The organism is Zhongshania sp., assembly GCF_029212375.1.
Classification (GTDB): Bacteria; Pseudomonadota; Gammaproteobacteria; order Pseudomonadales; family Spongiibacteraceae; genus Spongiibacter.
On sequence record NZ_JARGNU010000007.1, the window covers coordinates 116,054 to 140,647 of the forward strand.

Annotated in this window: 23 protein-coding genes; 9 read left to right on the top strand and 14 right to left on the bottom strand. The window is 52.8% G+C overall.

Annotated features, from left to right (window positions below; all coding sequences use genetic code 11):
• Positions 1 to 265: 265 nt before the first annotated feature.
• From P1U47_RS09420 to P1U47_RS09450, 7 genes are all read right to left on the bottom strand, one after another.
• A complete protein-coding gene (locus P1U47_RS09420) occupies positions 266 to 451 on the bottom strand; it encodes a hypothetical protein (protein ID WP_301028542.1) in 186 nt (61 codons plus the stop codon).
• A gap of 128 nt (positions 452 to 579) precedes the next feature.
• The gene (locus P1U47_RS09425; protein ID WP_301028544.1) at positions 580 to 765 is read right to left on the bottom strand and encodes a hypothetical protein; all 186 of its coding nucleotides are present in this window, start codon (positions 763 to 765) and stop codon (positions 580 to 582) included.
• Between the two features lie 219 nt (positions 766 to 984).
• Positions 985 to 1,563: a TetR/AcrR family transcriptional regulator gene (locus tag P1U47_RS09430; protein ID WP_301028545.1), complete on the bottom strand. Its 579-nt coding sequence runs from the start codon at positions 1,561 to 1,563 to the stop codon at positions 985 to 987.
• 364 nt (positions 1,564 to 1,927) lie between these two features.
• On the bottom strand, positions 1,928 to 3,169 hold the full coding sequence (locus P1U47_RS09435; RefSeq protein ID WP_301028546.1) for a cyclopropane-fatty-acyl-phospholipid synthase family protein: 1,242 nt from the start codon (positions 3,167 to 3,169) through the stop codon (positions 1,928 to 1,930).
• Between the two features lie 27 nt (positions 3,170 to 3,196).
• Entirely contained in the window at positions 3,197 to 3,982 is a 786-nt protein-coding gene (locus P1U47_RS09440) for a DUF1365 family protein (RefSeq protein WP_301028548.1), read from the bottom strand.
• Positions 3,979 to 4,320 carry a hypothetical protein gene (locus tag P1U47_RS09445; RefSeq protein WP_301028550.1) on the bottom strand — a complete coding sequence of 114 codons (342 nt, stop codon included), beginning with the start codon at positions 4,318 to 4,320 and terminating at the stop codon, positions 3,979 to 3,981. Before P1U47_RS09445 ends, P1U47_RS09440 begins: the two co-directional genes overlap by 4 nt.
• The gene (locus P1U47_RS09450; protein WP_301028551.1) at positions 4,317 to 5,351 is read right to left on the bottom strand and encodes an FAD-dependent oxidoreductase; all 1,035 of its coding nucleotides are present in this window, start codon (positions 5,349 to 5,351) and stop codon (positions 4,317 to 4,319) included. The genes P1U47_RS09445 and P1U47_RS09450 overlap by 4 nt, the downstream gene beginning before the upstream one ends.
• Positions 5,352 to 5,465: 114 nt before the next feature.
• Here P1U47_RS09450 and P1U47_RS09455 point away from each other — a divergent pair, with 114 nt between their 5' ends.
• The 7 genes from P1U47_RS09455 to P1U47_RS09485 all read left to right on the top strand — a co-directional run bounded on the left by P1U47_RS09455 (position 5,466) and on the right by P1U47_RS09485 (position 13,780).
• Positions 5,466 to 6,692, top strand: a complete 1,227-nt coding sequence (locus P1U47_RS09455; RefSeq protein ID WP_301028552.1) for an MFS transporter — start codon at positions 5,466 to 5,468, stop codon at positions 6,690 to 6,692.
• Between the two features lie 11 nt (positions 6,693 to 6,703).
• Positions 6,704 to 7,267, top strand: coding sequence for a chalcone isomerase family protein (locus P1U47_RS09460; RefSeq protein WP_301028553.1), 564 nt, complete (start codon positions 6,704 to 6,706; stop codon positions 7,265 to 7,267).
• Between the two features lie 167 nt (positions 7,268 to 7,434).
• Positions 7,435 to 9,297, top strand: a complete 1,863-nt coding sequence (locus P1U47_RS09465; protein ID WP_301028554.1) for a TonB-dependent receptor — start codon at positions 7,435 to 7,437, stop codon at positions 9,295 to 9,297.
• 17 nt (positions 9,298 to 9,314) lie between these two features.
• On the top strand, positions 9,315 to 9,911 hold the full coding sequence (locus P1U47_RS09470) for a TonB-dependent receptor (protein WP_301028555.1): 597 nt from the start codon (positions 9,315 to 9,317) through the stop codon (positions 9,909 to 9,911).
• Positions 9,912 to 10,070: 159 nt separating this feature from the next.
• The gene (locus tag P1U47_RS09475; RefSeq protein WP_301028556.1) at positions 10,071 to 10,907 is read left to right on the top strand and encodes a mechanosensitive ion channel domain-containing protein; all 837 of its coding nucleotides are present in this window, start codon (positions 10,071 to 10,073) and stop codon (positions 10,905 to 10,907) included.
• 82 nt (positions 10,908 to 10,989) lie between these two features.
• Positions 10,990 to 13,437 carry an acyl-CoA dehydrogenase gene (locus tag P1U47_RS09480; protein ID WP_301028557.1) on the top strand — a complete coding sequence of 816 codons (2,448 nt, stop codon included), beginning with the start codon at positions 10,990 to 10,992 and terminating at the stop codon, positions 13,435 to 13,437.
• Positions 13,438 to 13,462: 25 nt separating this feature from the next.
• Positions 13,463 to 13,780: a DUF2007 domain-containing protein gene (locus P1U47_RS09485; RefSeq protein ID WP_301028559.1), complete on the top strand. Its 318-nt coding sequence runs from the start codon at positions 13,463 to 13,465 to the stop codon at positions 13,778 to 13,780.
• 290 nt (positions 13,781 to 14,070) lie between these two features.
• Here the strand turns inward: P1U47_RS09485 and ilvD are convergent, their stop codons facing one another.
• Positions 14,071 to 15,912 carry a dihydroxy-acid dehydratase gene (ilvD, locus tag P1U47_RS09490; protein WP_301028561.1) on the bottom strand — a complete coding sequence of 614 codons (1,842 nt, stop codon included), beginning with the start codon at positions 15,910 to 15,912 and terminating at the stop codon, positions 14,071 to 14,073.
• A gap of 193 nt (positions 15,913 to 16,105) precedes the next feature.
• Here ilvD and P1U47_RS09495 point away from each other — a divergent pair, with 193 nt between their 5' ends.
• Positions 16,106 to 17,284 (top strand): mechanosensitive ion channel domain-containing protein, encoded by a 1,179-nt coding sequence (locus P1U47_RS09495; protein WP_301028562.1) that lies wholly within the window; start codon positions 16,106 to 16,108, stop codon positions 17,282 to 17,284.
• Positions 17,285 to 17,309: 25 nt separating this feature from the next.
• Here P1U47_RS09495 and P1U47_RS09500 read toward each other — a convergent pair whose 3' ends face one another.
• Positions 17,310 to 17,792 (bottom strand): NUDIX domain-containing protein, encoded by a 483-nt coding sequence (locus P1U47_RS09500; RefSeq protein ID WP_301028563.1) that lies wholly within the window; start codon positions 17,790 to 17,792, stop codon positions 17,310 to 17,312.
• 101 nt (positions 17,793 to 17,893) lie between these two features.
• On the opposite strand from P1U47_RS09500, the gene P1U47_RS09505 reads away from it, so the two are divergent.
• Positions 17,894 to 18,682 carry an SDR family oxidoreductase gene (locus tag P1U47_RS09505; protein ID WP_301028564.1) on the top strand — a complete coding sequence of 263 codons (789 nt, stop codon included), beginning with the start codon at positions 17,894 to 17,896 and terminating at the stop codon, positions 18,680 to 18,682.
• A gap of 6 nt (positions 18,683 to 18,688) precedes the next feature.
• On the opposite strand, the gene hemW is transcribed toward P1U47_RS09505, so the two are convergent.
• The 5 genes from hemW to trxA all read right to left on the bottom strand — a co-directional run bounded on the left by hemW (position 18,689) and on the right by trxA (position 24,540).
• Positions 18,689 to 19,867 carry a radical SAM family heme chaperone HemW gene (gene hemW, locus P1U47_RS09510; RefSeq protein WP_301028565.1) on the bottom strand — a complete coding sequence of 393 codons (1,179 nt, stop codon included), beginning with the start codon at positions 19,865 to 19,867 and terminating at the stop codon, positions 18,689 to 18,691.
• Between the two features lie 128 nt (positions 19,868 to 19,995).
• Entirely contained in the window at positions 19,996 to 20,481 is a 486-nt protein-coding gene (locus P1U47_RS09515; protein ID WP_301028566.1) for a septal ring lytic transglycosylase RlpA family protein, read from the bottom strand.
• Positions 20,482 to 21,115: 634 nt separating this feature from the next.
• Complete coding sequence (gene ubiD, locus P1U47_RS09520; protein ID WP_301028629.1) at positions 21,116 to 22,579, bottom strand: 4-hydroxy-3-polyprenylbenzoate decarboxylase; 1,464 nt, start codon at positions 22,577 to 22,579, stop codon at positions 21,116 to 21,118.
• 130 nt (positions 22,580 to 22,709) lie between these two features.
• Entirely contained in the window at positions 22,710 to 23,978 is a 1,269-nt protein-coding gene (gene rho / locus P1U47_RS09525; RefSeq protein WP_301028567.1) for a transcription termination factor Rho, read from the bottom strand.
• Between the two features lie 235 nt (positions 23,979 to 24,213).
• Positions 24,214 to 24,540 (bottom strand): thioredoxin TrxA, encoded by a 327-nt coding sequence (gene trxA / locus P1U47_RS09530; RefSeq protein ID WP_008253347.1) that lies wholly within the window; start codon positions 24,538 to 24,540, stop codon positions 24,214 to 24,216.
• Positions 24,541 to 24,594 lie beyond the last annotated feature (54 nt).

Sequence of the window (24,594 nt, forward strand, 5' to 3'; positions counted from 1 at the left end):
TTCGGCGCCCTCATTGGTTTTGCTCAGCGGCGTAATGCAGTGAGTAACCAAGGTACCGACAGGGCTAGGAATGGAGTATAGGGAAAAGTCCCTAGCGAGTGAACCTGTGTATTCAAACTGTGAACTGAGTACGGTTTCTGAGGTGGGTGCAGGGCTTATGACGGCCGTAGTGGAGCTCAGAAATGGGGTAGAAGCAATTTGTGCTTGCTAGGATGGGGGTAGATAACGCCGTGCATGACAACCTAAAATTTGCTAGTGACGGAGTTCAGGGCTTGCGCTTTTCTCGCGCGGCCTTGGTGTCAATTGCTTTGTTCATATCGATGTCTTCGGAGTAGTTTACATCCAGCCACCAATCGCCACGATGGCTGCCGAACTGGCGTTTTGAGGTTGGTGCTTCGTCGACTTGCTCGAATGGTGTATTGACGGGGGGCTTGTCTTCGGGTTTTTTCATCTCGGTAGGGCTCGTAGCTGAGGCTTCATGCACTCTTAAATTTAAAATACGACTTTTCCAGATAACTAAGTATAGGTGACTTTACTTAGTGGTGCGTAGCCAAAGATAAAACAGTGTCGTGCAGCGCTTTAGCTGGCGCGGCGCTGTAATGCGGAAACAGCGTGATTAATTTCAATGGTTTCAGCGTAATTTACGTTCAACCACCATTCGCTGCGTTTTAGGCCGTTTTGATTTAATGACGCTTGGCGCGAGATATTTTGGCCAAAAATAGTACCGTGTTCAGGCTGTGCTGGTGTTTTTTTTGCAGTTGCCATGGTTTTGTCCCCGAATCGTGTATTTTTTGTATGTAGTTACTTTAGCGATTAAGGGGCTGGCAGAATATGCGGAACAATGCTTACTCGGATGGGGGTATATGTGTAATAACGGTTGGGGTTGGCGGTATGGCTACCAAATGCGGTGTTGCGACCTACCGACGAAATAACACCGCACTAGAGTAGCGCGGCGTGATAAGGGCGCAGAGAGACCTAGCGGTCTCAAAGCATAAGCGCAAGCATACTGGCTTTAAATTGCTCTTTAGTGCTGGGGAATTGGCGGTAAGAGATAACTAGGCGACCGACGACTTTGATTAAGTCGTCGAGCTTTACGCTGCGTTTATTGCGTGCATTGTATGCATTTAGCGGCTCTTTGAGCAGTTCGCGCCAATGCTGGTCAGACTCGTCGGTGTCGATGTGCGGTGAGGCCTCGGCGGCATTAACGCCGGAAACCAAGTCGATCTTGCCCGCCTCTGGTGGCCGATAGGTGGCGGCAAACCAAATACATTCCTCTAGCATTAGCGGAAAGTTATTGTCGTGCAATACAGCTATATCTTTGATTTTATAGAACATCCGTTGGCGTTCTATGTCGATCAAGGCCGTAATAATATCGGATTTACCGTTAAAATAGCGGTACACCGTACGCCGAGTAACATTGGCCACTTTGGCAATGTCTTCTATGGTCGTGGCTTTGATGCCTTTGGTCATAAAACAGTCAACGGCGGATTTGAGCAGAATTTTCTTACCGGTATCGAGATCGTCGACCCGCGCTCCGTTGCCCCATCGTTTATTTGTCTTCATAGCGTTTGCTCTTCGGTTTTTCGTCCTGCCAATTGTCACTATCTTAGCATGCTGTAATCTTGTGGATGGCCTTAAAACCCGCTAATTTCATAGTGGATTGTACGTATAACTCGGTTTTTCATGAACGTTTGGAGGTAGTTATACTTTATAAGTTCAAGTAAATATCGCCAGATTACGCCCTATTTCGGCTGCAAGTACTGCTGAGCATAATACGGCCTACCACTAACTCTGGCGGAGGGGAAAGTACTGTCAGTCAGCGGTTTAGCTAGGTGGGTGGCTGTTGTGCTGTGGTGAGGCTATGCGGATAGGGGATGAATTAATCTATATTTTAAACAGAGGGCCGCTAAGCGACCCTCTGTTTTTTTTAGTGCAGCGGCTTCTCAAGCACAAACTGATAAACATCAATCGATTTACCCCGAAACCCACCCTCGCAGTAGCCTAGGTAGTAATTCCACATCCGCTTAAAGCGTTGGTCAAAGCCCAGAGGTGCAATCTCGGACCAGTGTTGGTTAAAGCTTTTTGCCCACTCGTGCAGGGTGCGGGCGTAGCCCAAGCCAAAGGCCTCTTCATCTTTTATTGTTAGCCCAGCGGTTTGCGCTTCGGCGCGGAAGCGCTCGGGGCTGGGCAGCATGCCGCCGGGGAAAATATAGGTCTGAATAAAGTCGGGGTTGGCGCTATAGCCCGCAAAGCGGGCCTCTTCAATAGTTATAATTTGAATGGCGGCGCTGCCACCGGGTTTGAGGCGTTGGTACAGAGTATCGAAATAGGTCGGCCAATATTTCTCGCCGACTGCCTCGAGCATTTCTATCGACACAATATGGTCGTATTGGCTCTTGGTATCACGGTAATCGGTTAGGCTGAACTCGGCGCTACCGCGCAGTTCCCGCTTGCTAAGCCGCTGCTTGGCGTATTCCAGCTGGCGCTCCGACAGGGTGATGCCGTGGAGTTCAACGGTCTTTTGCAGGCAAAGCTGCTCGGCAAAGCCACCCCAGCCGCAGCCAATCTCTAGAATGCGGTCACCGTCTTTTATATTGATTAGGTCGATGAGTCGTTGATATTTTGCGTGCTGGGCGTCGTTGAGGCTTTGCTGCTCGTCGCGGTAGTAGGCGGCTGAGTAAGTCATGCTGGGGTCTAGCCAGCGCTCATAAAATTCGTTGCCCAAGTCGTAGTGGTAGCTAATGTTGCGGCGGCTGCCGCGCTTGCTATTGGCGTTGCGGCGATGCCGCCATTTTTGAATGGCGCCTTCTAATTTACCGCTGTCGAGCATGCCGTCAAAGTAGGCTTCGTTAACGGCAATCCACTCCACCAAAACAGCGAGATCGGGGCTGTCCCAATCGCCGTCCATGTACGCTTCGCTCCAGCCTACTGAGCCGCCGGTAAAGGCTTTGCGCACGGCTTTCCAGTTGTGCAGAGTCACTACTGGGTTTAAGCGTTCGCAGGGGTGGTCGCCAAATTCAATGCAACTACCATTGGGAAGCGTCAGGCTGAGCACACCTCGCGCCGCCTTGGATAAGGGCGCGAGCACTTTGGCGAGCATTTGCTGTTGGCGCTTTGCCCACCAGCCGGAATCAAGATGACTTTCTAAGGCAGCTGCAGCTGATTTCATAGTAGACCCTTTGCGTATTCAGCATATTTATTTATCAATACGTGAAATTGACGAACTTGGTTCAGCTGGCCGAGGGACTAATTTCAAACCTTGGCAAAATAACTTTAGTGCCTCCCAGTGAATACCGCCAAGTACTTTCAACGTCATAAAGGGCAGGGTGCAGAAATTGCGCAGTAATTCGCGATCGTTAAAGGGCCTGCGCTGGCCTTGGAATGCGGCGTGAAGCAGGTCTTTGGCGTCTGCTTGGACGCGAATACTAATGCCGATTTTATCTAGAGGCGGCAGAAGCCTGAATTTATAGCGCATGGCCATGCTGTTAAACGGCGACACGTAAAAATTTTTATCGCACTGTTGTTGAATTGTGGTTTTTTCGCGGTCCGCTTTGGCCACCGCAAATAAATAGCTGTGCCGCTGCTTAAAGGTATTGCTCACCTCATATAGAACGGCAAACAACTGCTGCTGCTCGTTATAACAGTAATAGACGCTCAGTGGATTAAAGGTGTAGCCCATGATGCGGGGGTAGCAGAGTAAGCTGGCGCGCGCGAGGGTGTCATCGATTCCCTCTGCTTTCAGGCTGCGCTCAAGGTAGCTGCGGGGAGTTTCGCCGCTGCCATTGCCGATATCTTTAAAATGGAAGCTAAATAAATTAAAGCGATTCACCGAAAACCAGCGGCAATGGCTTGCCGCTTGGTCTAGCTCGTCTAGGTCAAACAGAAAACTGCTAATTCGGTAGGCAAAGCGGTGGCTCAGCGGCGCTAAGCGCTGGTGGCGAACTTCGCCGCGATAAATCGCGGTGCGCAACTCAGCGCTCACGCGGCATTATCGATCACCGGCTTAGTGCTCAGATGAATGCGGCCACTGGCATTGGGCACAATCCACGGTCGCACGGTATTGCCCAGTTGCTCGGCCACCGCCAAGCCAGATTGAATGCCATCTTCATGAAAGCCATAGCCAAAATAGCTGCCACAGAACCACGTGCGGCGCTGGCCCTGTAGTTCCCAAAGATGCTGCTGGGCGTTGAGAGAGGCCTCGTTGAACACGGGGTGCTGGTAGTTAAAACGGCGGTAAACTTGATCTTTACGCGGCTCAGTCAGCGGATTTAGGGTGAGCAAAATCGACTCTTGGCAAGGTAGATGCTGAAGTAAGTTCATCCAGTAACTGACCGACACTTTTTTGCTTGTTTGCTTGTTTGCTTGGTGTCGGCGAGGTAATTCCAGCTCGACCACACCTCGCAGCGCTTGGGCATTAAACTTTCATCGCGGTGCAGCACGGCTTCGTTATTCTCGTAGGCAAAGGCGCCAAGTAAACTGCTTTCCGCTTGACTGGGCTCGTCAAGCAGAGCCAGCGACTGATCTGCATGGCCCGCCATCACCACGTGGTCAAAGCGGTGACTCTCGCCGTGTTCATCAATAAGGGTAACGTGGTCGCTGGCGCGGCGCACTTTGCTAATACCGCAATTCAGCTTAATAGTGCCGCCAAAGTCGCTGGCCATTCGCTTTACGTACTCCCGCGAGCCGTTGTTCACTGTTTGCCACTGGGGACGCTCATTGACCTGTAAAAGGCCGTGATTATCGCAAAAGCGCAAAAAGGTTTTGGCTGGGTAGGCGAGCATTTTCTCAATGGGGGTAGACCAAATCGCGGCGCTCATAGGCAGTAGGTGGTCTTCACAAAAGCCGGGCCCAAACTTCTCTTGGCGCAGTAATTCGCCAAGGGACAATTCGGCAGGAAGGGTTTCTAGCCAGCCGGCGCTTTGCTTATAAAAGCGCAGTAAATCCTGAATCATGCCCCAGAAACGCGGCCGAAAAATATTGCGCTTTTGGGCGAACATGGTGGCTAAGGAGTTCGAGCCACTGTATTCCAGTCGGCCCTTATCTAAAGACACGCCAAAGGACATATCGGTGCTTTGGTAGCCAACGCCTAAATGTTTAAACAGTGCTACTAGATTGGGGTAGCAGCGCTCGTTAAAAACGATAAATCCAGTATCTACGGCAATGGTGCCCGCACTGGTGAGGATATCGACAGTATTGCTGTGGCCGCCGAGGCGTGAATCCTGCTCAAAAAGAGTAACTTGGTGTTGCTTGCCCAGCAGCCACGCGCTGCTTAAGCCCGATATTCCGGAACCGATGACCGCAATTTTTAATGGCGCTAATGCCGCCGGTCTTAACGTTGTAGATGTTTGCATAGATTTATCACTGATCGCACTTTGTTATATTTACGTATATCTCCCCAGAACAGATCAGCCGCTGTAAACACACGTGGCGAGGCAACATTAATTGCCGCTGTTATGGAGAAACACATGTGGAATCCTTTCCGAGTGTGGCCGCTTGTACGCTACGCCTTGCCAGGCTTGCCCTTAGCCGCCTTGGGGCTACCGTTTTATCTTTACGCGCCGCTGTGGCTAGCAGAGCAGGGCGGCTATGGCTACAGCATAGTCGGTGCGCTGTTTTTTGCCGCCAGATTTAGCGATGTACTTAGCGATCTGCCCGTGGGGGCTTGGATCGATAAGCACGGTAGTCATCGCAGCTTATGGCTTGGCGCATGGTTGCTCATTGCCAGCAGCGCACTTGCGCTGATCTATTTGCCCCACCCCTGGCCCCTGCCATTATTACTAACTGGGCTGGTATTGCTCATGCTGGGCTGGACTGGCATTACTGTACCTTGGTTAGCGCTTCCTGTGAATATCTCTGTTTCGGGCTTAGATCGCCTGCGCTATAACAGCAGCCGCGAAGCTCTGTTGTTATTGGGCACCCTGCTGGCAATGGTGCTGCCAGCGACCTTGACGCCGGCTATGATTCCCACAGCGCTGTTGCTGTTATTGGCGGTGTTGCTGCTCACAGTGTGCTTACAAGGCAGCCAAGGGCCGCCGCAAAATCGACAAATACTTAATTTTAAAGTGTTGTTGGCCGACCAGCGGCTGCGCAGTTTAGCGCTGCCGTGGTTTGCCAACATGCTGGCCAATGCGATTCCCGGCACCGTGCTTATTTTGTTTATGCGGGAAGTGCTGCATGCCGAGAGTCAGTTGCCGGTGGTATTGATAAGCTATTTTCTTGCCGGCTTGGCTGGGGTGCCATTTTGGTATTTCCTCGCGAGGCGTATTGGCAATCTGTGGGCGTGGCGCATTGGTTTGTGCAGTTCGGCGCTGTTGTTCAGCTTTGCGGCATTGCTGGGTGAGGGTGATGTGGGCTGGTTTATCGCCATTAGCATTGGCACCGGCTTGGCTTTGGGGGCAGATCAAGCGCTGCCGTCGGCGCTGCAAACGGCCTTGGCGCAGACCTTGTCGGCCGAACACGGCGGCGCGGCGCTAGGCGCGAGAATGTTTGCGCTGTGGAGCATGCTGAGTAAAGCGGCCATGGGCGTGGCAGTTGGCGTGGCGTATTTGTGGTTGGGTAGCCAGACCGAGGCCGCCGCGCCGCCGGTGTGGGCGATTAGCGCAGTTTATGTATTGGCGCCGGTCATCCTCAAGCTGCTGGTGTTTTTTATGTTGGGTCGCAAGTCGATGCTGGCGATTGATGGGGATTCTTAGTGGTGGCCATAATGATCAAACACTGGCGCATACGTTTGCTGAGTATATCGCTATTGTTGCAGCCGGTAATTTTGCCAAGCCAGCTCTTGGCGGCAGACAACTGGCGCACGGTGAGCGCAGAAACATTTAGCCTACTGTGGAAGGATTTAACCTATACCCGTTTGCAGGTCGACCCTGTGCAAGCCCTGCCGGTGGATGGTGATATCCTCGAGCCCAGTTATGCCAAGCAGATCATCATCAAGTATAAAATTGGAGTGTCGGCAGAGCGCTTTCGCGGTATGACAAATAAAGCGCTGGCCAACTCTTATTCTGCAGAGGAATTGTCGGCAGCAGCAGCGGATATCGCGCGTTTTTGCAGCTGGTATAAGAGTGTCGAAAAAGGAGATCAGTATCATCTTGCATGGCGACCTGAACAGGGCTTGCAGCTGAGTTTAAATCAAGAGCTCTTAGGGGTGATTCGCGATCCAAATTCTGCGGCGTTGATATTGAGTGTGTGGCTGGGCAGGGCCGCCGTTAGTGAGTCCCAGCGCGATTCCATGCTTGCGGCGTGGAGGGTGGCGGTGTCTACCGAATAGCTTAAGGCGATGCATGCAGTGTTTTTTACATAACATATTGAAAATATTATTAATAATTAAATGATCTAAGTTTAGAATATTTGCTTTTGCGAGCGTCTAATGGCTTGAAAAGCCTAGGCTGAGCCCCTAGCATGCGCTGCTTTATGCCTGCCGAGAGCGAGACTTAGGTGAACCCCCCTGTAAAATTCAATTTAATACTATTGAGTGTGGTCTGTGCGACTGCCCTTAACGCCCAAGAAAACACCCAAACACGCCGAGGCTTAAGCATCGAAGAGGTCCTCGTTACGGCGCAAAAGCGTGAAGAGGGCGCCAATGATATCCCCTTGGCCATTGTTACCTATACCGGCGAAGATCTTGTTGCGCTAGGAGTGACTGACACGCGAGACCTTGGCAAGCTGCTACCTGGTTTTTCGTATGCCGACGGTGGTTTTAATACCCCAATCTACACCCTGCGCGGGGTAGGTTTTAATAAAAACAGTCAAACCGCCAGCGCTACCGTGGGCGTGTATATTGACGAGTTCAATTTGCCCTTTCCTATTATGACCAAGGGCAGCAATTTGGATCTTGCGCGGGTGGAGGTGCTAAAAGGCCCGCAGGGTACACTTTATGGCCGCAACACCACCGGTGGCGCCATAAATTATATAGCCAATAAGCCCAGCGATGACTTTAGCTATGGCGGCAGTGCCGGCTTTAGCAGCTATGAAACTAGCGAGGCCAATGGTTTTATTAGTGGCCCGCTGTCTGAAACCGTAAGCGCTCGCCTCGCCCTGCGCGCTATTAATAGCAGTGAAGGCTGGCAGCGCAGCCGAACTCGCCACCCTAGTAGCGACGCCTATAACGGTAATACTGGCCGCAATATTGGCGGTGAATACCAGCAGTTTGGTTACGAGACATTAGGCAAGGTAGATAAGCAGAGCGCCCGTTTTTCAATGACGTGGTTGGCCGCCGACAATGTCGATGTTAGTTATCACCTCGACGGTTGGCGCGACCGCTCTGAGCCCCAGGCATTGCAGGTTATTGCCATTGAGTCACAAAACGCGATCTTGGGCGCGGCGGGTTTGCACCCCGAGGTTGCCGATTACCCTGTTAACGACAAAAACACCCAAGACAACCGCGCCGCCGACTGGCCAAATGCCGGTATGGAGTTTCGCTTAAATGACAGTTTTTACTCGACCGGCGTGCGGGTGGGCTGGAGCTTGTCAGAAGACCTAGACGCGGTATTTTTGGGATCAATAGGCCGTTTTGAATCGGATGGTAGTTTTATTCCCCAGTCTGGGGTCGACACCGTAAACACCGAGCGCAATGTGTTTGCGACTACCGATTACTTCAATGTAGAGTGGCGCTTGTCGGGCAATGCTCACCCCGACGTGTTCTGGCAGCTGGGTGTTAATTACAGCGAAGATGATGTGGCTGAATTTCAGCGCCTGCATCACGAGACAGTCAGTATTATTTTCCCCGTTGACGCACCAAATGGGGATGGTGTGGCGGGGCTGGATAATCGCTCGGGTTTTGGTGGCAATCAGCTTGCTGAAGTGGCAGCGGTGTTTTTTTACACCGAGTGGGCAGTGGCCGACGACTGGACCTTGAGCGGCGGCGCGCGCTATACCGACGAGTCGCGAAAGTTTAATGGCTGTGGCCAAGACGTGAATGTGGGCGACGAGCCGGGCGCCGACCAAGATTCACCGGGCGCTCAAGACGAAGGTGTCGGTTTGGCGGGGGCCTTTAGTGGCATTAGCGTGCTGCAATCACCGTTGGCTGGCTTTACCCCAGGCACTGCCGAGCGGGGCGGTTGTTTCACCCTAGACAATGAAACCCGTCGTCCGGGGCGTTACTTTGGTGAGCTGCAGGAAGACAATGTTGCTGGCCGCGTGGCGTTAGATTGGCGCTTTGCCGAAGACATGCTGGCCTTTGCCGCGCTGAGCCGTGGTTTTAAGTCGGGTAGCTTTCCCGTAATTAATATTTCAGATTCGGCACAGTTTGAGCCAGTAACCCAAGAGCAGCTCGACGCAGTGGAGATTGGCAGCAATTAACCCTGCTCAACAAAGCCATGCAGCTCAATGCCTCGGTGTTTGATTACCGCTATAAAGACAAGCAGCTGGTGACTAACTTCCGCGATCCGGTATTTGGCGCGCTGCCTATTTTGCGCAACGCCCCTAAGTCGACCGTGCGCGGCGCTGAGTTGGATGTGAAATACACGCCAGTCGAAGGCCTGTATTTATCTCTGGCGGTGGCTTATTTAGACACCGAAGTGAAGGAGTTTATTAGCGGCGACAGCAACGGCGATGAATTCGATTTTACCGGCAAGCCCTTCAATTACAGTCCGCGCTGGGAATACACCCTGCTGGTGGACTACGTGCTGCCAGTATTTGAGCGCTACGAGTTGTCATTGGGTATTGATTACAGCTATAGCGGTGAGACCAATGCCTCGCTTGAGCAGGATGAACGTTTCTTTATTGACGATTATGGCCTGCTTAACGCGCGTATTGGTTTTGCGCCAACGGCAGGTCCGTGGCAGCTGATGTTGTGGAGCCGCAACCTCAGTGACGAGTACTACTATAATAATGTTACCAATCAGCTCGACACCATTGGTCGCTATACCGGTATGCCGGTGACCTACGGCGTCACCCTGTCTTGGCAGCCCTAAAAAGTTCGCTGTTTTCGTCGATGCGGCCTATATTAAACAGATAATATAGGCCGCATCGACGGCCGTTCATTGAGGACCGCCATCATTACCATCGAAAGTTTTTTCATTTCTCTTAGTAATTATCTTACTTATCCCTTAGTCAGTCTTGGTAAAAACCCAGTGACCTTGGGAACCTTGCTGGCCGGTTGCGTGGTGGTGGGCATCGCGATGATGGGGTCGCGGGTCTTGCGGGGCAGCTTGCGCTCAGTGGCCCAGCGCCGCAGCGCATTTTCAAGCAGTACGCTTTATACCATTGAACGCCTCATCCATTATGTGGTCTTGATCGTAGGGGTGTTTGTTGCGCTGTCGGTGATTGGCATTGATTTGAGCAAGCTGGCGCTGGTGGCCTCGGCCTTGTCGGTGGGCATTGGCTTTGGCCTGCAGGCCATTTTTAGTAACTTTGTGTCGGGTTTGATTATTCTGGTTGAGCGCGCCCTGAAAGTGGGCGATTACGTGCAGCTGGAAAGCGGCGTGATTGGCGTGGTGACCGAAATCACCGTTAGGGCAACGATTATAACCACCTTGGAAAATGCCGAGGTTATCGTACCCAACTCTGAGTTTGTTAACGGCAAGGTGACTAACTGGACCCACACCAATAATTACTGCCGCTTGCGGATACCCTTTGGAGTGGCCTACGGTACCAATAAAGAGCGCATGCGCGATGTGGTGCTAGAGGCGATTAGGGAGTTGCCACAGACCTTATTGGATTTTCCGGGCCGCGCACCAGCGGTAATTATGAAAGGTTTTGGCGATTCAAGCCTCGATTTCGAATTGCTAGTTTGGGTTAAACCCGAGTACGCCGCCCAGCAGAGCGGCACCCGCTCGGCATTTTTATGGGCGATAGATAGCGCCTTGGTGGCAGCAAATATTGTGGTGCCCTTTCCTCAGCGGGATCTGCATATTGTCTCGGGATTGCCGTCTGGTTCTGGGCCAGAATTTAGCGCAACATCGGAGTAGGGCAAGAGTAGGGCAAGTACGGCTTATTCAATATTGAGCTTGGCAGGCTAACAACATCACCACTTAATTTGGAGATTGTATTATGGCCAGCGTAGTTACTGTATTAGGTTTTATTGTAGTACTGCTGTTTGTTTTTTATCGGCGGCTGTCGCTGCGCAATGGCGCGGTGGTTGTGGTGCTGGCGTGGTTGTTAGCGGGGCTGACTAGCCCCGTTTTTCTTCATCCCCTGAGTTTATTAATTCTCTTTGCCGGCTTGGCCTTGCTGCTCGTTAATTCATTGCGTATTCGGTTTTTGTCGGCACCGGCGATGGCTGCGCTTAAAAAAATGATGCCGCCCATGAGCGACACCGAGCGCGAAGCCCTCGATGCCGGCACCACGTGGTGGGAGAAAGAATTGTTTTCGGGGCGTCCTGATTGGTCGGTATTTGACGAGATCGAACTGTCGGAACTCAGTGCTAAAGAACACGCTTTTATCGACGGCGAAACCAATGACTTGTGCGCGCTGCTGTCGGAGTGGCAAATCCATCACGACAGCAAAGACCTTCCCGCCGAAGTTTGGCAATTCATTAAAGACAAAGGCTTTCTGGGCCTGATTATTCCCCCTGCGTATGGCGGCTTAGGGTTTAGTCCCTACGCCCAGAGCCGAGTGGTGAGTAAAATCGCCAGTCGCTCAACCGTGGCGGCGGTGACCGTGATGGTGCCTAATTCATTGGGCCCTGGTGAATTGCTGCTCAAATACGGCAGCGAAGAGCAAAAAGCTTTTTGGTTGCCCCGGCTGGCGAAGGGTGAAGAGCTACCTTGTTTTGGTTTGACCAGCCCAGAAGCGGGCTCCGATGCGGGCGCTATTCCCGATACTGGCGTGGTCTGCGAGCAAGACTACGAGGGTAAGCGGGTTCTTGGCGTTAAATTAAACTTCTCCAAACGCTGGATCACCTTGGCGCCGGTCGCCACCGTGGTCGGTTTGGCGTTTCGGCTCAGTGACCCCGACGGCCTGATTGGTGATGAGGTCGAGCGCGGGATTAGCTGCGCCTTAGTGCCCGCGACCTTGGCGGGGGTGGAGATTGGCCGCCGCCACAACCCAGGTTCGGCCTTTATGAACGGCCCAATTACTGGGGTCGATGTGTTTATTCCCATGGACATGCTGATTGGCGGCCAAGAATATATCGGCCAAGGCTGGCGCATGTTGGTGGAATGTTTGGGCGCTGGCCGTGGGGTGTCGCTGCCGGCATTGTCCACAGCCGGTGGCGAAATGAGCTATCTGCTGGTGGGCGCATTTGCTCGTATTCGCCGTCAGTTTGGTATTGCGGTTGGTAAGTTTGAAGGGGTGCAAGAGGCCAGCGCCGAGATCGCGGCATCGGCGTATATGCTCGAGGCCTACCGCGCCTTAGTTACCCGCGCACTGGATGACGGCGCGCCCTCGGTACTGACTGCCATGGCCAAATACCACGCTACCGAAAGTTTACGCGGGGTGGTTAACCACAGCATGGATATTCTCGGTGGTCGCGGTATTCAAATGGGGCCGCGCAATTTTATGGCCTTGGTTTACCAAACTGTGCCGATTGCCATTACCGTTGAAGGCGCCAATATTTTAACCCGTTCCATGATTATTTTTGGTCAGGGCGCCATGCGCTGTCACCCCTATTTAGCCAATGAACTCGCGGCGTTGAACGACGACACCGATGGCGCGCTGTCTCGATTTGACGGCCTGCTAATGGCTCATCTTGGCCACACCGCCGAGGTATTTAGCCGTGGTATTTTACTCGGCCTTAGCGGCGGTTTATTAACTAAGCCGAAATGCGGCAATAGCGAATTATCCAAACGCTGGTATCGCCATATTAATCGCTATAGCGCCGTATTTGCCGCCAGCGCAGATATTGCCTTGCTGACCTTAGGTGGCGATCTTAAACGTCGCGAATTGCTGTCGGCGCGACTGGGCGATGTTCACAGCCAGCTGGTGATTGCCTGCGCGCTGCTCAAATTTCACGATGCGCAAACCCCCGACGAGGCGAATGCCTTGCACGCGGAATACGCGCTGAAGCGCTGCTTTAGAAGTATGAATACGGCGCTTGCGGCGTATTACCGCAATCTGCCAATAAAGGGCTTGGGCGCAGTATTAAAGGCCGCATTTTTCCCGTGGGGAATGCCGCAGTGGGCCTCGTCAGACGACGAGATTAGGGTTTTAGGTGAGTTAATTATGCAGCCGAGTTCGGTGCGGGATCTCTTGGCAGACAAGGTGTATCTCAGTAGTGATCCCCAAGATGCGCAGGGTCGTATTCATTACACCTACCAGCTCTTGGTGGCGGTGGAAAAAGACTACGAACATTTTCTTTCCTTGGATAAACAAGGCGGTCTAGCGGGGGAATCTACCGCCGACAAGTTGGCCAGCGCAGTGGCCAGCGGGGGCTTAAATCAAGCGCAGGCAGATGCTATTGCCGCCTACGATAATTGCCGATACGACTGCCTATTGACCGACGCCTTTGATCCAAGTTTGGCGAATGTGGATGTGCGGCCGCTGAGGCCGGAAGCCTAGCAAATCGAACAATGTGGAAATAGCAGTGAAGAAAGTGTTTACCGACCAGAACCTAAGCTTGGTTGCCAATGCGGCGAATATATTAGAGCACGCGGGGCTGAGCAGTGAGTTGCGCAATACTTACGCGGGTGGCGCGAGCGGTGGCTTGGCCTTTAACGAGGTGTGGCCAGAGCTGTGGGTTGCCGACAGCAGTGTTGCGCAAGCCGAACAACTATTGGCGGTATTGGCGGGCGTCAGTGGCTGCGACTGGACGTGTCCGCATTGCAATGAGAGCAATGGCGCAAGTTTTGACTTGTGTTGGCACTGCGGTCGTCGTCATGAAAGTAGCGATAAAAAAGTGTAATTAAATTTTTGGCGAAGTTTAAAATGACGGCCTACACTGATTTCTTTACCGTTCTTTGACTGAAGCGATGACTAGCGTAAATGAAAAGGCGGCTCGGCTGGCCCTAGGGGAAATTGCCTATCATTTTGGCGACAAACCTAGGGTATAGTATTGACTAGAGCATCAAGAAATAGGCTCGAAGATTTATTGGGACGGCTGATGACCTCTGTTGCGTGAGGGAAAACAGCAATCTTATGGGGCCTTTTGGGCCCCTTTTTTTATGCCATTTTTTGCTTAAAGGCCTTAAGGCCTTATAGCTGGCTAATATCCCGCACCGCGCCTTTATCCGCACTGGTCACCATCTTAGCGTAAGCCTTTAGTGCCGCAGACACTTTGCGTGGCCGTTCCTTAACGGGCTTCCAGCCATCGGCGCCTTTGGCATCCATGGCTTTGCGACGTTTGTTAAGTTCAGCTTCGTCTATCAGCACGTTTATGCCGCGATTGGGAATATCGATACGGATAATATCGCCCTGCTCAACCAAGCCAATTGCACCACCGGCGGCGGCTTCGGGTGAAGCGTGACCGATAGACAGGCCAGAAGTGCCACCCGAGAAGCGACCGTCGGTGAGTAGTGCGCACACCTTGCCCAAGCCCTTAGATTTGATGTAGCTGGTGGGGTAGAGCATTTCCTGCATACCGGGGCCGCCCTTGGGGCCTTCGTAGCGCACAATAACCACATCACCGGCCTTTACGCGATCATTTAAGATATCGTCTACCGCGCCTTCTTGGCTCTCGCAGATATGGGCTGGGCCTTCAAACACCAGAATACTTTCATCTACGCCAGAGGTTTTTACCACGCAGCCGTCTACTGCAATATTGCCATAGAGTACGGCCAAGCCGCCTTCTAGCGAGAAGGCGTGCTCTAGATTGCGGATACAGCCGTTTTCGCGGTCGGCGTCCAGTGATGTCCAGCGCGTGTCTTGGCTAAAGGCGGTTTGGGTGGGAATGCCCGCTGGGCCAGCTTTAAAGAAGTTCTTCACCGCGTCATTGTCGGTGGTCATGATGTCCCATTGCGCCAAGGCCGCGGCCATGGTGCTGGCGTGAACGGTCGGCAAGCTGGTGTCGAGCAAGTCTGCGCGATCAAGCTCGCCGAGGATGGCCATCACGCCGCCAGCGCGGTGTACATCTTCCATATGGTAGAGCGGAGTATTGGGCGCAACTTTGCACAGCTGCGGCACTCTCCGAGACAGTGCGTCGATATCCTTCAAGGTAAAGTCGAGTTCGGCTTCCTGCGCGGCGGCCAATAGATGCAAGATGGTATTCGTTGAGCCACCCATGGCAATGTCTAGCGCCATGGCATTGCTAAAGGCGCTGAAAGAAGCAATATTGCGGGGCAGTACGCTGTAATCGTCTTCTTCGTAGTGCTTGCGCGTTATCTCAACAATGCGGCGGCCGGCTTCTAAGAACAGTTTTTTACGGTCGGCATGGGTTGCCAATAAAGAACCATTGCCAGGCAGTGACAGGCCAAGCGCCTCGGTTAGGCAGTTCATTGAGTTGGCGGTGAACATGCCGGAGCAGGACCCACAAGTTGGGCAGGCCGAGCGCTCGTATTCGGCAACTTTCTCGTCAGAGGCGCTGTCGTCCACGGCGATTACCATGGCATCGACTAAATCGAGCTTGTTTTCAGACAGCTTGGTTTTGCCAGCTTCCATAGGGCCGCCAGACACAAATATCACTGGGATATTCAGACGCAGCGCCGCGTTGAGCATGCCAGGGGTGATTTTGTCGCAGTTCGAAATACACACCATGGCGTCGGCGCAGTGGGCGTTGACCATATACTCCACAGAGTCGGCAATAATGTCGCGGCTCGGCAAGCTGTAAAGCATGCCGTCGTGGCCCATGGCAATGCCGTCATCCACGGCAATGGTATTGAATTCTTTGGCGACGCCGCCGGCTTCTTCAATTTCTCGGGCAACCAATTGGCCCATGTCCTTTAAGTGGACGTGGCCGGGCACAAATTGGGTAAAGGAGTTAACCACCGCAATAATTGGCTTTTCAAAATCGCCGTCTTTCATGCCGGTGGCGCGCCACAGTGCGCGGGCACCCGCCATATTGCGGCCAGAGGTAGTAGTCTTGGAACGGTAAATAGGCATAATTTTCCTCGCGCGCGGTTCGCTGAGTAGTATTTTGAACGATTGCTATTGGGCGGCAGTTTAACACAGAGCGCGGCACCTTCGTATGCGGTAAATAGTGTGCCGGCAAGCACTCGCGCAGGTGTCTATACTCGTGGCTATATTCCTTGCTATGGGTATGATGCAGACTGGTATCAGCAAAGAGGGTAATTGAATGGAAGACGCACTAGGCGCGGTTCACAGCGTGGCGCCGAACTGGTTGGGCCAGTGGGGGCCGTTTACGGTGGTAATGGCGCTGCTGTTTGCTAGCTGGTTGTTTACGCGCAAGGTGTTTGCGCTGCAAAAAAACCATGGTGCCGATACCCGTTATCGCGAGCAGGGCACGCGACTGGCCTTTCGTCTCAGTGGCGTGTTGTTGGCAATAAGTACAATACCAATGAGTGGCGAGCTGCGCGGCCAGCTATTGAGTTTAGTGGGGCTGTTAATGAGCGCCGCGATTGCTCTGTCATCAACCTCGGTGATGGGCAATTTAATGGCGGGTTTTATGTTGCGCACGGTCAATAGCTTTCGCGCTGGCGACTATATTGAGTTTCGCAATGAGCTGGGGCGGGTGTCGCAGCGCGGCTTGCTGCACGTGGAGTTTCAGAACGAAACCAGCGAGCTAGTGACGGTGCCCAATCTTCTATTGGTTCAGGAGCCCTATAACGTCGTGCGAGCCTCGGGCACGGTGGTGTCGGCCGAGGTGTCTCTGGGTTACGACGTAGATCGTCGCGACATTGAAGCCGCGCTGCTCATTGCTATTGAAGCCGCGGAGCTCGAAAACGGCTTTGTGCAAATTCGCAACCTCGGCGATTTCTCAGTTAATTATCGCGCCAGCGGCTGGTTGAAGGAAGCGGGTTTGTTGGTTAGTGCGCGCTCGCGCCTGCGGGGCAAAATACTGGATGCTCTGCACGAGGCGGGTATCGAAATTGTGTCGCCCAATTTTATGAATCAGCGTCCACTGCCGCCGGAGCTTAAGTTTATTCCTAAGCGTAGACACCAAGCCCAGCCCGACGATGATAAAACTGGCCATGCCGAAGAGATTTTGTTCAATAAAGCAGAAGTTGCCAGTGCCGTAGAACAGCTGCAAAGCAAGATTAAAAAGCTAAAAGATTCCCTGAGTGTGGATGTGGCCGAGGGCGAAGAGGCCCCCGATCGCGATGCTCTTAAAGCAGAGCTGAGCGCCCTGACCGAGGAGCTAGAACTCGCTCGCCAGCTGGCGAAGGATGAGATTGCCAGAGATCGTGATACCAGTAATGACGACGGCGAGGATGTGGAACCAGACGCGGAATCGGCAGAGCAGTCTCAGCCGGATGGGTCCTCGTCAGAAACACCAACACCTAAGGCTAAATAACCTTAGGTCTGCAACGGCGGGGATTTTAAGCTGAGCGCAGCGAATCCTGCCATTCACTAATCGCCAATCCCGTACCCATTGGCCAAGGTTTGATCTCTAGGGCGGGCACAATCTTATAATCGTCTAATTCGTGGTTGAGTTTGATCTCACCCGCTGCGCGCACATGGTAGGCAATAATCACCTGATTTTGCTGGGCAAAGGGGTAGACTCCTACGAGCTTGGTTTCTATGGCGTGGAGGTTTAACTCTTCCATTGTCTCGCGGCGGGCGCATTGCGCTGGGTCTTCGCCGGCCTCTAGAAAGCCTGTGATAATAGAATAAAAACTCTTAGGCCACGCCACATTGTGCGCCATCACCACGCCGCCCTCGACCTCTACAATCATGGCGACCACCGGCACGGGATTATTCCACAGCACAAAGCTGCATTCGATGCTGGAACAGCCTTTGCGGATCTCGCTGTCGATCAGTATTTCGGCAATGGGGCTGGCGCATTGGGGGCAAAAATTCATGGTGGCCTCGATATAGTTATTGGCATTAAGCCACTGATTTTGCCACAGACGGTGTCTGTGCGACTATGTTGGTATTACGTTAATTTACAAGGCGGCTGGTTGTGGATTTAAACCTTAATAATAAAATTGCCCTGGTTACCGGCAGTAATCGCGGCACCGGTGAATGTATTGCGACTACCTTAGCTAAAGAAGGTGCGCGGGTGGTATTTCACAGCAATGAACGGGGCGGCGCCGAAGCGGCGGCGGCCACCGTGGCCAATGCGGTAGGGGTGTGGGGTGATATCAGCACCGAGGCGGGTTGCGAGCAGGTATTGGCCCAGACTCGTGCGGTGATCGGTGAGGTGGATATTTTGGTGAATAACTACGGCACCGCAACAGCGGGCAAATGGGCGGTGAGCGGCACCAATGACTGGCTGGATATGTACCAAAAAAATGTGCTGTCGGCGGCGCGTTTAATACAGGGTTTGGTGCCCGCGATGAAGGCCAAGGGCTGGGGGCGAATTGTGCAACTTGGCACCATTGGCAGCCATCAACCTAATAGCATTATGCCCCATTACTACGCGGCGAAAGGCGCGCTCGCGACCATGAGTGTTAGCCTAACCAAGGAATTGAGTCACACCGGCATCACCGTTAATACCGTTTCGCCGGGTTATATTCGCACTGCAGAGCTAGAAGCGGGCTTTCGCCGCCGCGCCGCGAAACAAGGCTGGGGCGAGGATTGGAACGACATTGTTAAACACGTCGTTGCCACCGAATATCCCAACCCCTGTGGTCGCATTGCAGAGCGCCAAGAGGTCGCCGATTTAGTCGCGTTTATTTGCAGCGACCGCGCTGGCTTTATTAATGGTCAGAATATTCGTATTGATGGCGGCGCCGTTTGCTATGTCTAAAGGCGTCTAATCGGGCAAAAATTCAGCGAGGATGCTGTCGACTAACTCAAAGCCGCGGGGCGTGGGGCAAATCAATAGGTTTTCTTCGTGGAGCAAACCTTGCTGCTTTAATCTGCTCAGGGTGGCCTCTATTGCTTGGCTATTCAGCCCCGTGCGCTCACTAAATAACTGCCGAGTAAAACCCTGCTGCAGACGCAGCGCGTTCATCATAAATTCTAGTGGCAAATCGACTGCGGCGATCAGCTCGGTTTTACTGCTGCGCGAGGGTTTGCGCAGCAAATAATCTTCTGGCTTACGGGTTTTTTGATAGCGCAGAATGTCGCCATTGGCACGGCTAATTTTACCGTGGGCGCCAGCGCCGATGGCCAGATAATCGCCAAACTGCCAATAGTTAAGATTGTGGCGGGCCTGGTGGCCAGGCTTGGCAAAGGCCGAAATTTCGTAGCGGGCAAAGTTGTTTGCGGCTAGCAGCGCGCCCCCCGCATGTTGGATACGATGCATTTCAGTTTCCACCGGCAATAGCGGTGGCCGTTTGTAAAATTCGGTGTTGGCTTCAATAGTGAGCTGGTACCAACTGATATGCGGCGCGCCAGCGGCAATGGCGGTATTTAAATCGCGCAGCGCGTCACCCGGTGTTTGCTCATTAAGGCCGTGCATCAAATCGACATTAAAATTGCTAAAGCCCGCCTGTTGGGCGCAGCTAATGGCGCGCAGCGCGTCATCGCTATTGTGAATGCGGCCCAGCTTTTGAAGCTGCACGGGATCAAAGCTTTGCACGCCTATCGACAAGCGATTAATACCCACCCCGCGATAGCCCTCAAACCGGCCCTGTTCCAAAGTGCCGGGATTGGCCTCTAGGGTAATCTCGATGTTGTCGGCAAATTTTAGGTGCTGCTGTAAACCGCGAAACAACGTCTCGTAGGCCGCCGCACTGAATAGACTCGGCGTGCCGCCACCAATAAAAATGCTTTGCAGCTCACGGCCTTGGATGAAGTCCACGTCTTGCTCAAAATCTTCCAGCATTGCGGCAACGTAGGCCTGCTCTGGTAGCGCGCCTTTTTGCTCATGGGAGTTAAAGTCGCAATAGGGACATTTGCGCACGCACCAAGGAATGTGGATGTAGAGCGATAAGGGTATTGGCTGCGGTCGTCCGGTACTGAGGGTCGTTAATGGGGAATCGTTCATAGCCGGACTTTACTTGTGGTGGTCTGCTGCGGCTGGCAAGTTTAGCATTATTCATGGGGCGGTTGTTATTGACGCTAGCCAAGCCGTTTTTACTACCGCTGCCTAGCGAGGGGAAGGCTAATATAGGCTTACTCAATCACTTGAATATCGACCTTGATTACGCCCGACGCGGTATTGCCAATCTCAGCAAAGGCCGACTTTGAAAGGTCAATAATCCGCCCTCGGGCAAAGGGGCCGCGGTCGTTAATGGTCACCAACACACTTTGGCCGGTTTTGGGGTTTGTGACTTTAACGTGGCTGCCAAAAGGCAGGGTTCTATGGGCTGCGGTTTTTAGCTCGTGCCGATAGCGCTCGCCGCTGGCGGTTTTTTGGTTGTGGTGCCTATCGCCATAATAAGACGCTAGACCAGACTCGATGATAACGGGGGTTTCCTCTACAACGAGTACAACTTCCTCCTCCTCGACCGCTGCCTCTTCCATCGGTAATGAAGAGCAAGCCACCAAGGAGAGTAGCAATGTGAACATTGCAATGATCGATAAAGCGCTGAGGCTGCTCGGGGCGCGGCTATGTTGCGGCGCTATAAGGCCAAGCCAGTTGTTTGAGATTTTTGACAAAAATAACACCCCTAGTGGCGCTTAGTATTTGTGCTAGCGCACTAATCGATCTTGGGAGTTGGGAATAGTTCCCAGGAAGTGGTGCTTATCGGCTAAGACGCCGTTACTTCAGGCACTCGATGCCTGATTTTCTGGGCATACTCGCGAACGCGAGATGCGAGTGAGCGGTAGCGAATGCTCTTGCGTCAGACATCCGACGTCAGACCGGTTTTTCCCGTTTACCCCGTTACTTGCTGCGGTGCTGAAGGGCATTGGCGTAAACTGCGAGTCTTGTGCTTAAAAAGAACTGCTTATTATTTAATACCAGAACGCGGCACCGCTCTTGATCCCGCTTTTGAACTCACCGAGCATCGCAGAAATTCAATGGGATGCTGTTAGCGAGGACTGTCTGAGCCGAAGGCGAGTTCCGCAGCGATCCCATTGAATTTTGAGAAGCGCGGGGTACCCGAAGGGTGAGTGATAGCGGGCGAATTTCTTGCTTACTTCTTTTTTCGCAAAAAGAAGTAAGTCGCGTAGCGAGGGCGAAATAAAAGCTAGCAGGAAGGTAGGATAATTTTTACAGTGCCAAACTACCTTGTTTGGAGTTTTGCTCTGGCGCCAAAATATTGCTATCAATAGCCTTAACTGAGAGCGCTTAGCTCAACCCCAACGTATCCCAGATATCATCTATTTTCTGAATAACAGCCGGATCTTTCACAATTGGCCGCCCCCACTCACGGGTGGTTTCACCGCCCATTTTATTGGTGGCGTCCATGCCCATTTTTGAGCCAAGGCCAGATACCGGCGAGGCAAAGTCGAGGTAGTCGATGGGGGTGTTTTCGACCAGTACGGTGTCTCGCGCGGGGTCCATGCGCGTGGTAATGGCCCAGATCACATCATTCCAGTCGCGGGCGTTGACGTCGTCGTCGCACACAATCACAAACTTGGTGTACATGAATTGCCGCAAAAATGACCACACCCCAAACATCACGCGCTTGGCGTGGCCAGGGTATTGTTTCTTAATGGTGACAATCGCCATGCGATAGGAGCAGCCTTCTGGCGGTAAATAAAAGTCCACGATTTCGGGAAACTGGCGCTGCAGTAGCGGCACTAATACTTCGTTTAAGGCGACGCCGAGCACTGCTGGCTCATCGGGTGGCCGGCCGGTATAGGTGCTGTGGTAGATCGGCTGTTTGCGATGGGTGATGTGGGTCACGGTAAATACGGGAAAGCTATCGACTTCGTTGTAGTAGCCGGTGTGGTCGCCGTAGGGACCTTCGTCGGCCATTTCTTCGGGGTCGATATAGCCTTCTAAAATAAACTCAGCACTGGCGGGCACGTTTAGATCATTGCTCAGGCTGGTGGTGAGTTCGGTTTTACTGCCCCGCAATAATCCGGCAAAGGCGTATTCGCTGAGGCTGTCGGGTACCGGCGTTACGGCGCCGAGGGTGGTTGCTGGATCGGCGCCAAGGGCTACCGATACCGGAAATTTTACGCCGGGGTGGGCGGCTTTAAATTCTTGGAAATCGAGGGCGCCACCGCGATGCGACAACCAGCGCATAATCAGCTTGTTCTTGCCAATTAATTGCATGCGGTAAATGCCTAGGTTCTGGCGTTCTTTGTTTGGGCCACGGGTAATAACCAGCGGCCAAGTGATTAGCGGCGCGGCATCGTCGGGCCAGCAGGTTTGAATCGGCAGGGTGTTTAGGTCGACAGCATCGCCTTCAATCACGCATTGCTGGCAGGCGGCGCCGTTCACCATTTTTGGGCCCATATTCAATACTTGCTTGAATACCGGCAGCTTGCTCCACGCGTCGCGCAAGCCTTTTGGTGGATCGGGTTGGCGCAGAAAGGCGAGTAACTCGCCAACATCGTGCAGGGCTTTGATGTCGTCCTTACCCATGCCCATCGCCACCCGCTTTTCGGTACCGAATAAGTTCGCGAGTACGGGAATGGTATAGCCAATGGGGTTTTCAAACAGCAGTGCAGGGCCGCCAGCGCGCAATACGCGGTCGCAAATCTCGGTCATTTCAAGATTGGGGTCAACAGGGTGTTTGATGCGCTTTAGCTCGCCCTTGGCTTCAAGGTCGGCAATGAATTCTCTGAGGTCTTTATACATAGGGAAGGTCTGACGTCGGAAGTCGGATGTCGGAGACGGCACGATGCGGCCTCAGCGTCATACTATCAAACTCGATATGTGTTGCGGGTTGCGGGTTTTAGCGTCGGACGTCAGACATCCGACGCCCGACTCACTTTCGCTTCATTGAATCAAAAAACTCGGCATTGGTCTTGGTGTCTTTGAGCTTGTCGATTAAGAACTCAATCGCTGCGGTGTCTTCCATGCCGTGCAGTAATTTGCGCAGTATCCACATTCTGGCCAGTTCTTCTTCGCCGGTGAGGAGTTCTTCGCGGCGAGTACCTGAGCGACGGATGTTGATGGCGGGGTAGACGCGCTTTTCGGCGATTTTACGATCTAAGTGCAGTTCGTTGTTACCTGTGCCTTTGAATTCTTCGTAGATCACTTCGTCCATTTTGGAGCCGGTGTCGATCAGCGCGGTGGCGATAATCGACAGGCTGCCGCCTTCTTCAACATTACGCGCGGCGCCGAAGAAGCGCTTGGGGCGCTCAAGGGCGTGGGCGTCAACACCACCGGTCAGCACTTTGCCAGAGCTGGGGACGATGGTGTTATAGGCGCGAGCAAGGCGGGTAATGGAGTCGAGCAGAATAACTACGTCGCGCTTGTGTTCAACCAAACGTTTGGCTTTTTCAATAACCATTTCGGCTACTTGAACGTGACGGGCTGGTGGCTCGTCAAAGGTCGAGGCTACAACTTCTGCGCCGCGGGCGCCAACAGAGCGCTGCATCTCGGTAACTTCTTCTGGGCGTTCGTCAATCAGCAAAACAATAACGTAACACTCGGGGTTGTTGCGGATGATACTGGCGGCAATATTCTGCAGCATCAAGGTTTTACCCGCTTTTGGCGGTGCAACGATCAGGCCGCGTTGGCCCTTACCGATGGGTGCGGCCAAGTCGATAATGCGACCGGTCAAATCTTCAGTAGAGCCAGTACCCAATTCTAGGGTCAGGCGCTCATTGGGAAACAGGGGGGTAAGGTTTTCAAACAGAACTTTGTTCTTGGACTGCTCTGGGCGGGTAAAGTTAACTTCGTCTACTTTAAGCAGTGCGAAGTAACGTTCGCCTTCCTTCGGCGGCCGGATCTTGCCGGCAATACTGTCGCCAGTGCGCAAATTAAAGCGTCTGATCTGGCTGGGTGACACGTAGATGTCGTCGGGGCCGGCTAAGTATGAGCAGTCGGCAGACCGCAAAAAGCCGAAGCCGTCTTGCAGTATTTCTAAAACACCGTCGCCGTGAATATCTTCACCGCTCTTAGCGTGACGTTTTAGTATGGAGAATATAATGTCCTGCTTGCGAGAGCGGGCGATATTATCGAGGCCAATTTCTTTGGCAATATCGAGTAGTTCTTGAGCGGGTTTGGTTTTAAGATCGGTAAGATTCATAGGTATATGGGTTTAGTGGCATCAATTAGACGAGATATGAGCGAGACGTGGGAACGGCAGAATCGGAAAGCCGAAACGAACTCGACGTGTTAAAGAAGAAGCGAAAATAAGGTTAATTATTGGGTGTTCTTTGAAGGATCGTCAGCACTCTATCATTGAAAGTTAGAGGCGTCCAGCTTTTAAAGCAGCTTTTAAAATAAGCAAAACCGCGCGGCGAGGGCCGCGCGGTTTTGAACTACAGTGCCGCGTTAATAAAATCGAGCAGCTGAGTTTTAGACAGCGCGCCGACTTTAGTTGCTTCGGCATTGCCGCCTTTGAATATAATCAAGGTTGGAATACCGCGCACGCTGAATTTTTGAGGCGTATCGCTATTGGCATCAACATCAATTTTGCAGATCTTGATCTTGCCCGCGAACTCTACAGCCACTTCTTCCAAGACTGGGGCGATCATTTTGCATGGACCACACCACTCTGCCCAGAAATCGACCAGTACAGGTACGTCTGACTTCAGCACATCTTCTTCAAAGCTGCTGTCGGTGACGTGAACGATGTTGTCGCTCATGTTATTTCTCCGAATACACATCATAAATTAAGGATGTGCGATGATAGCACAGGA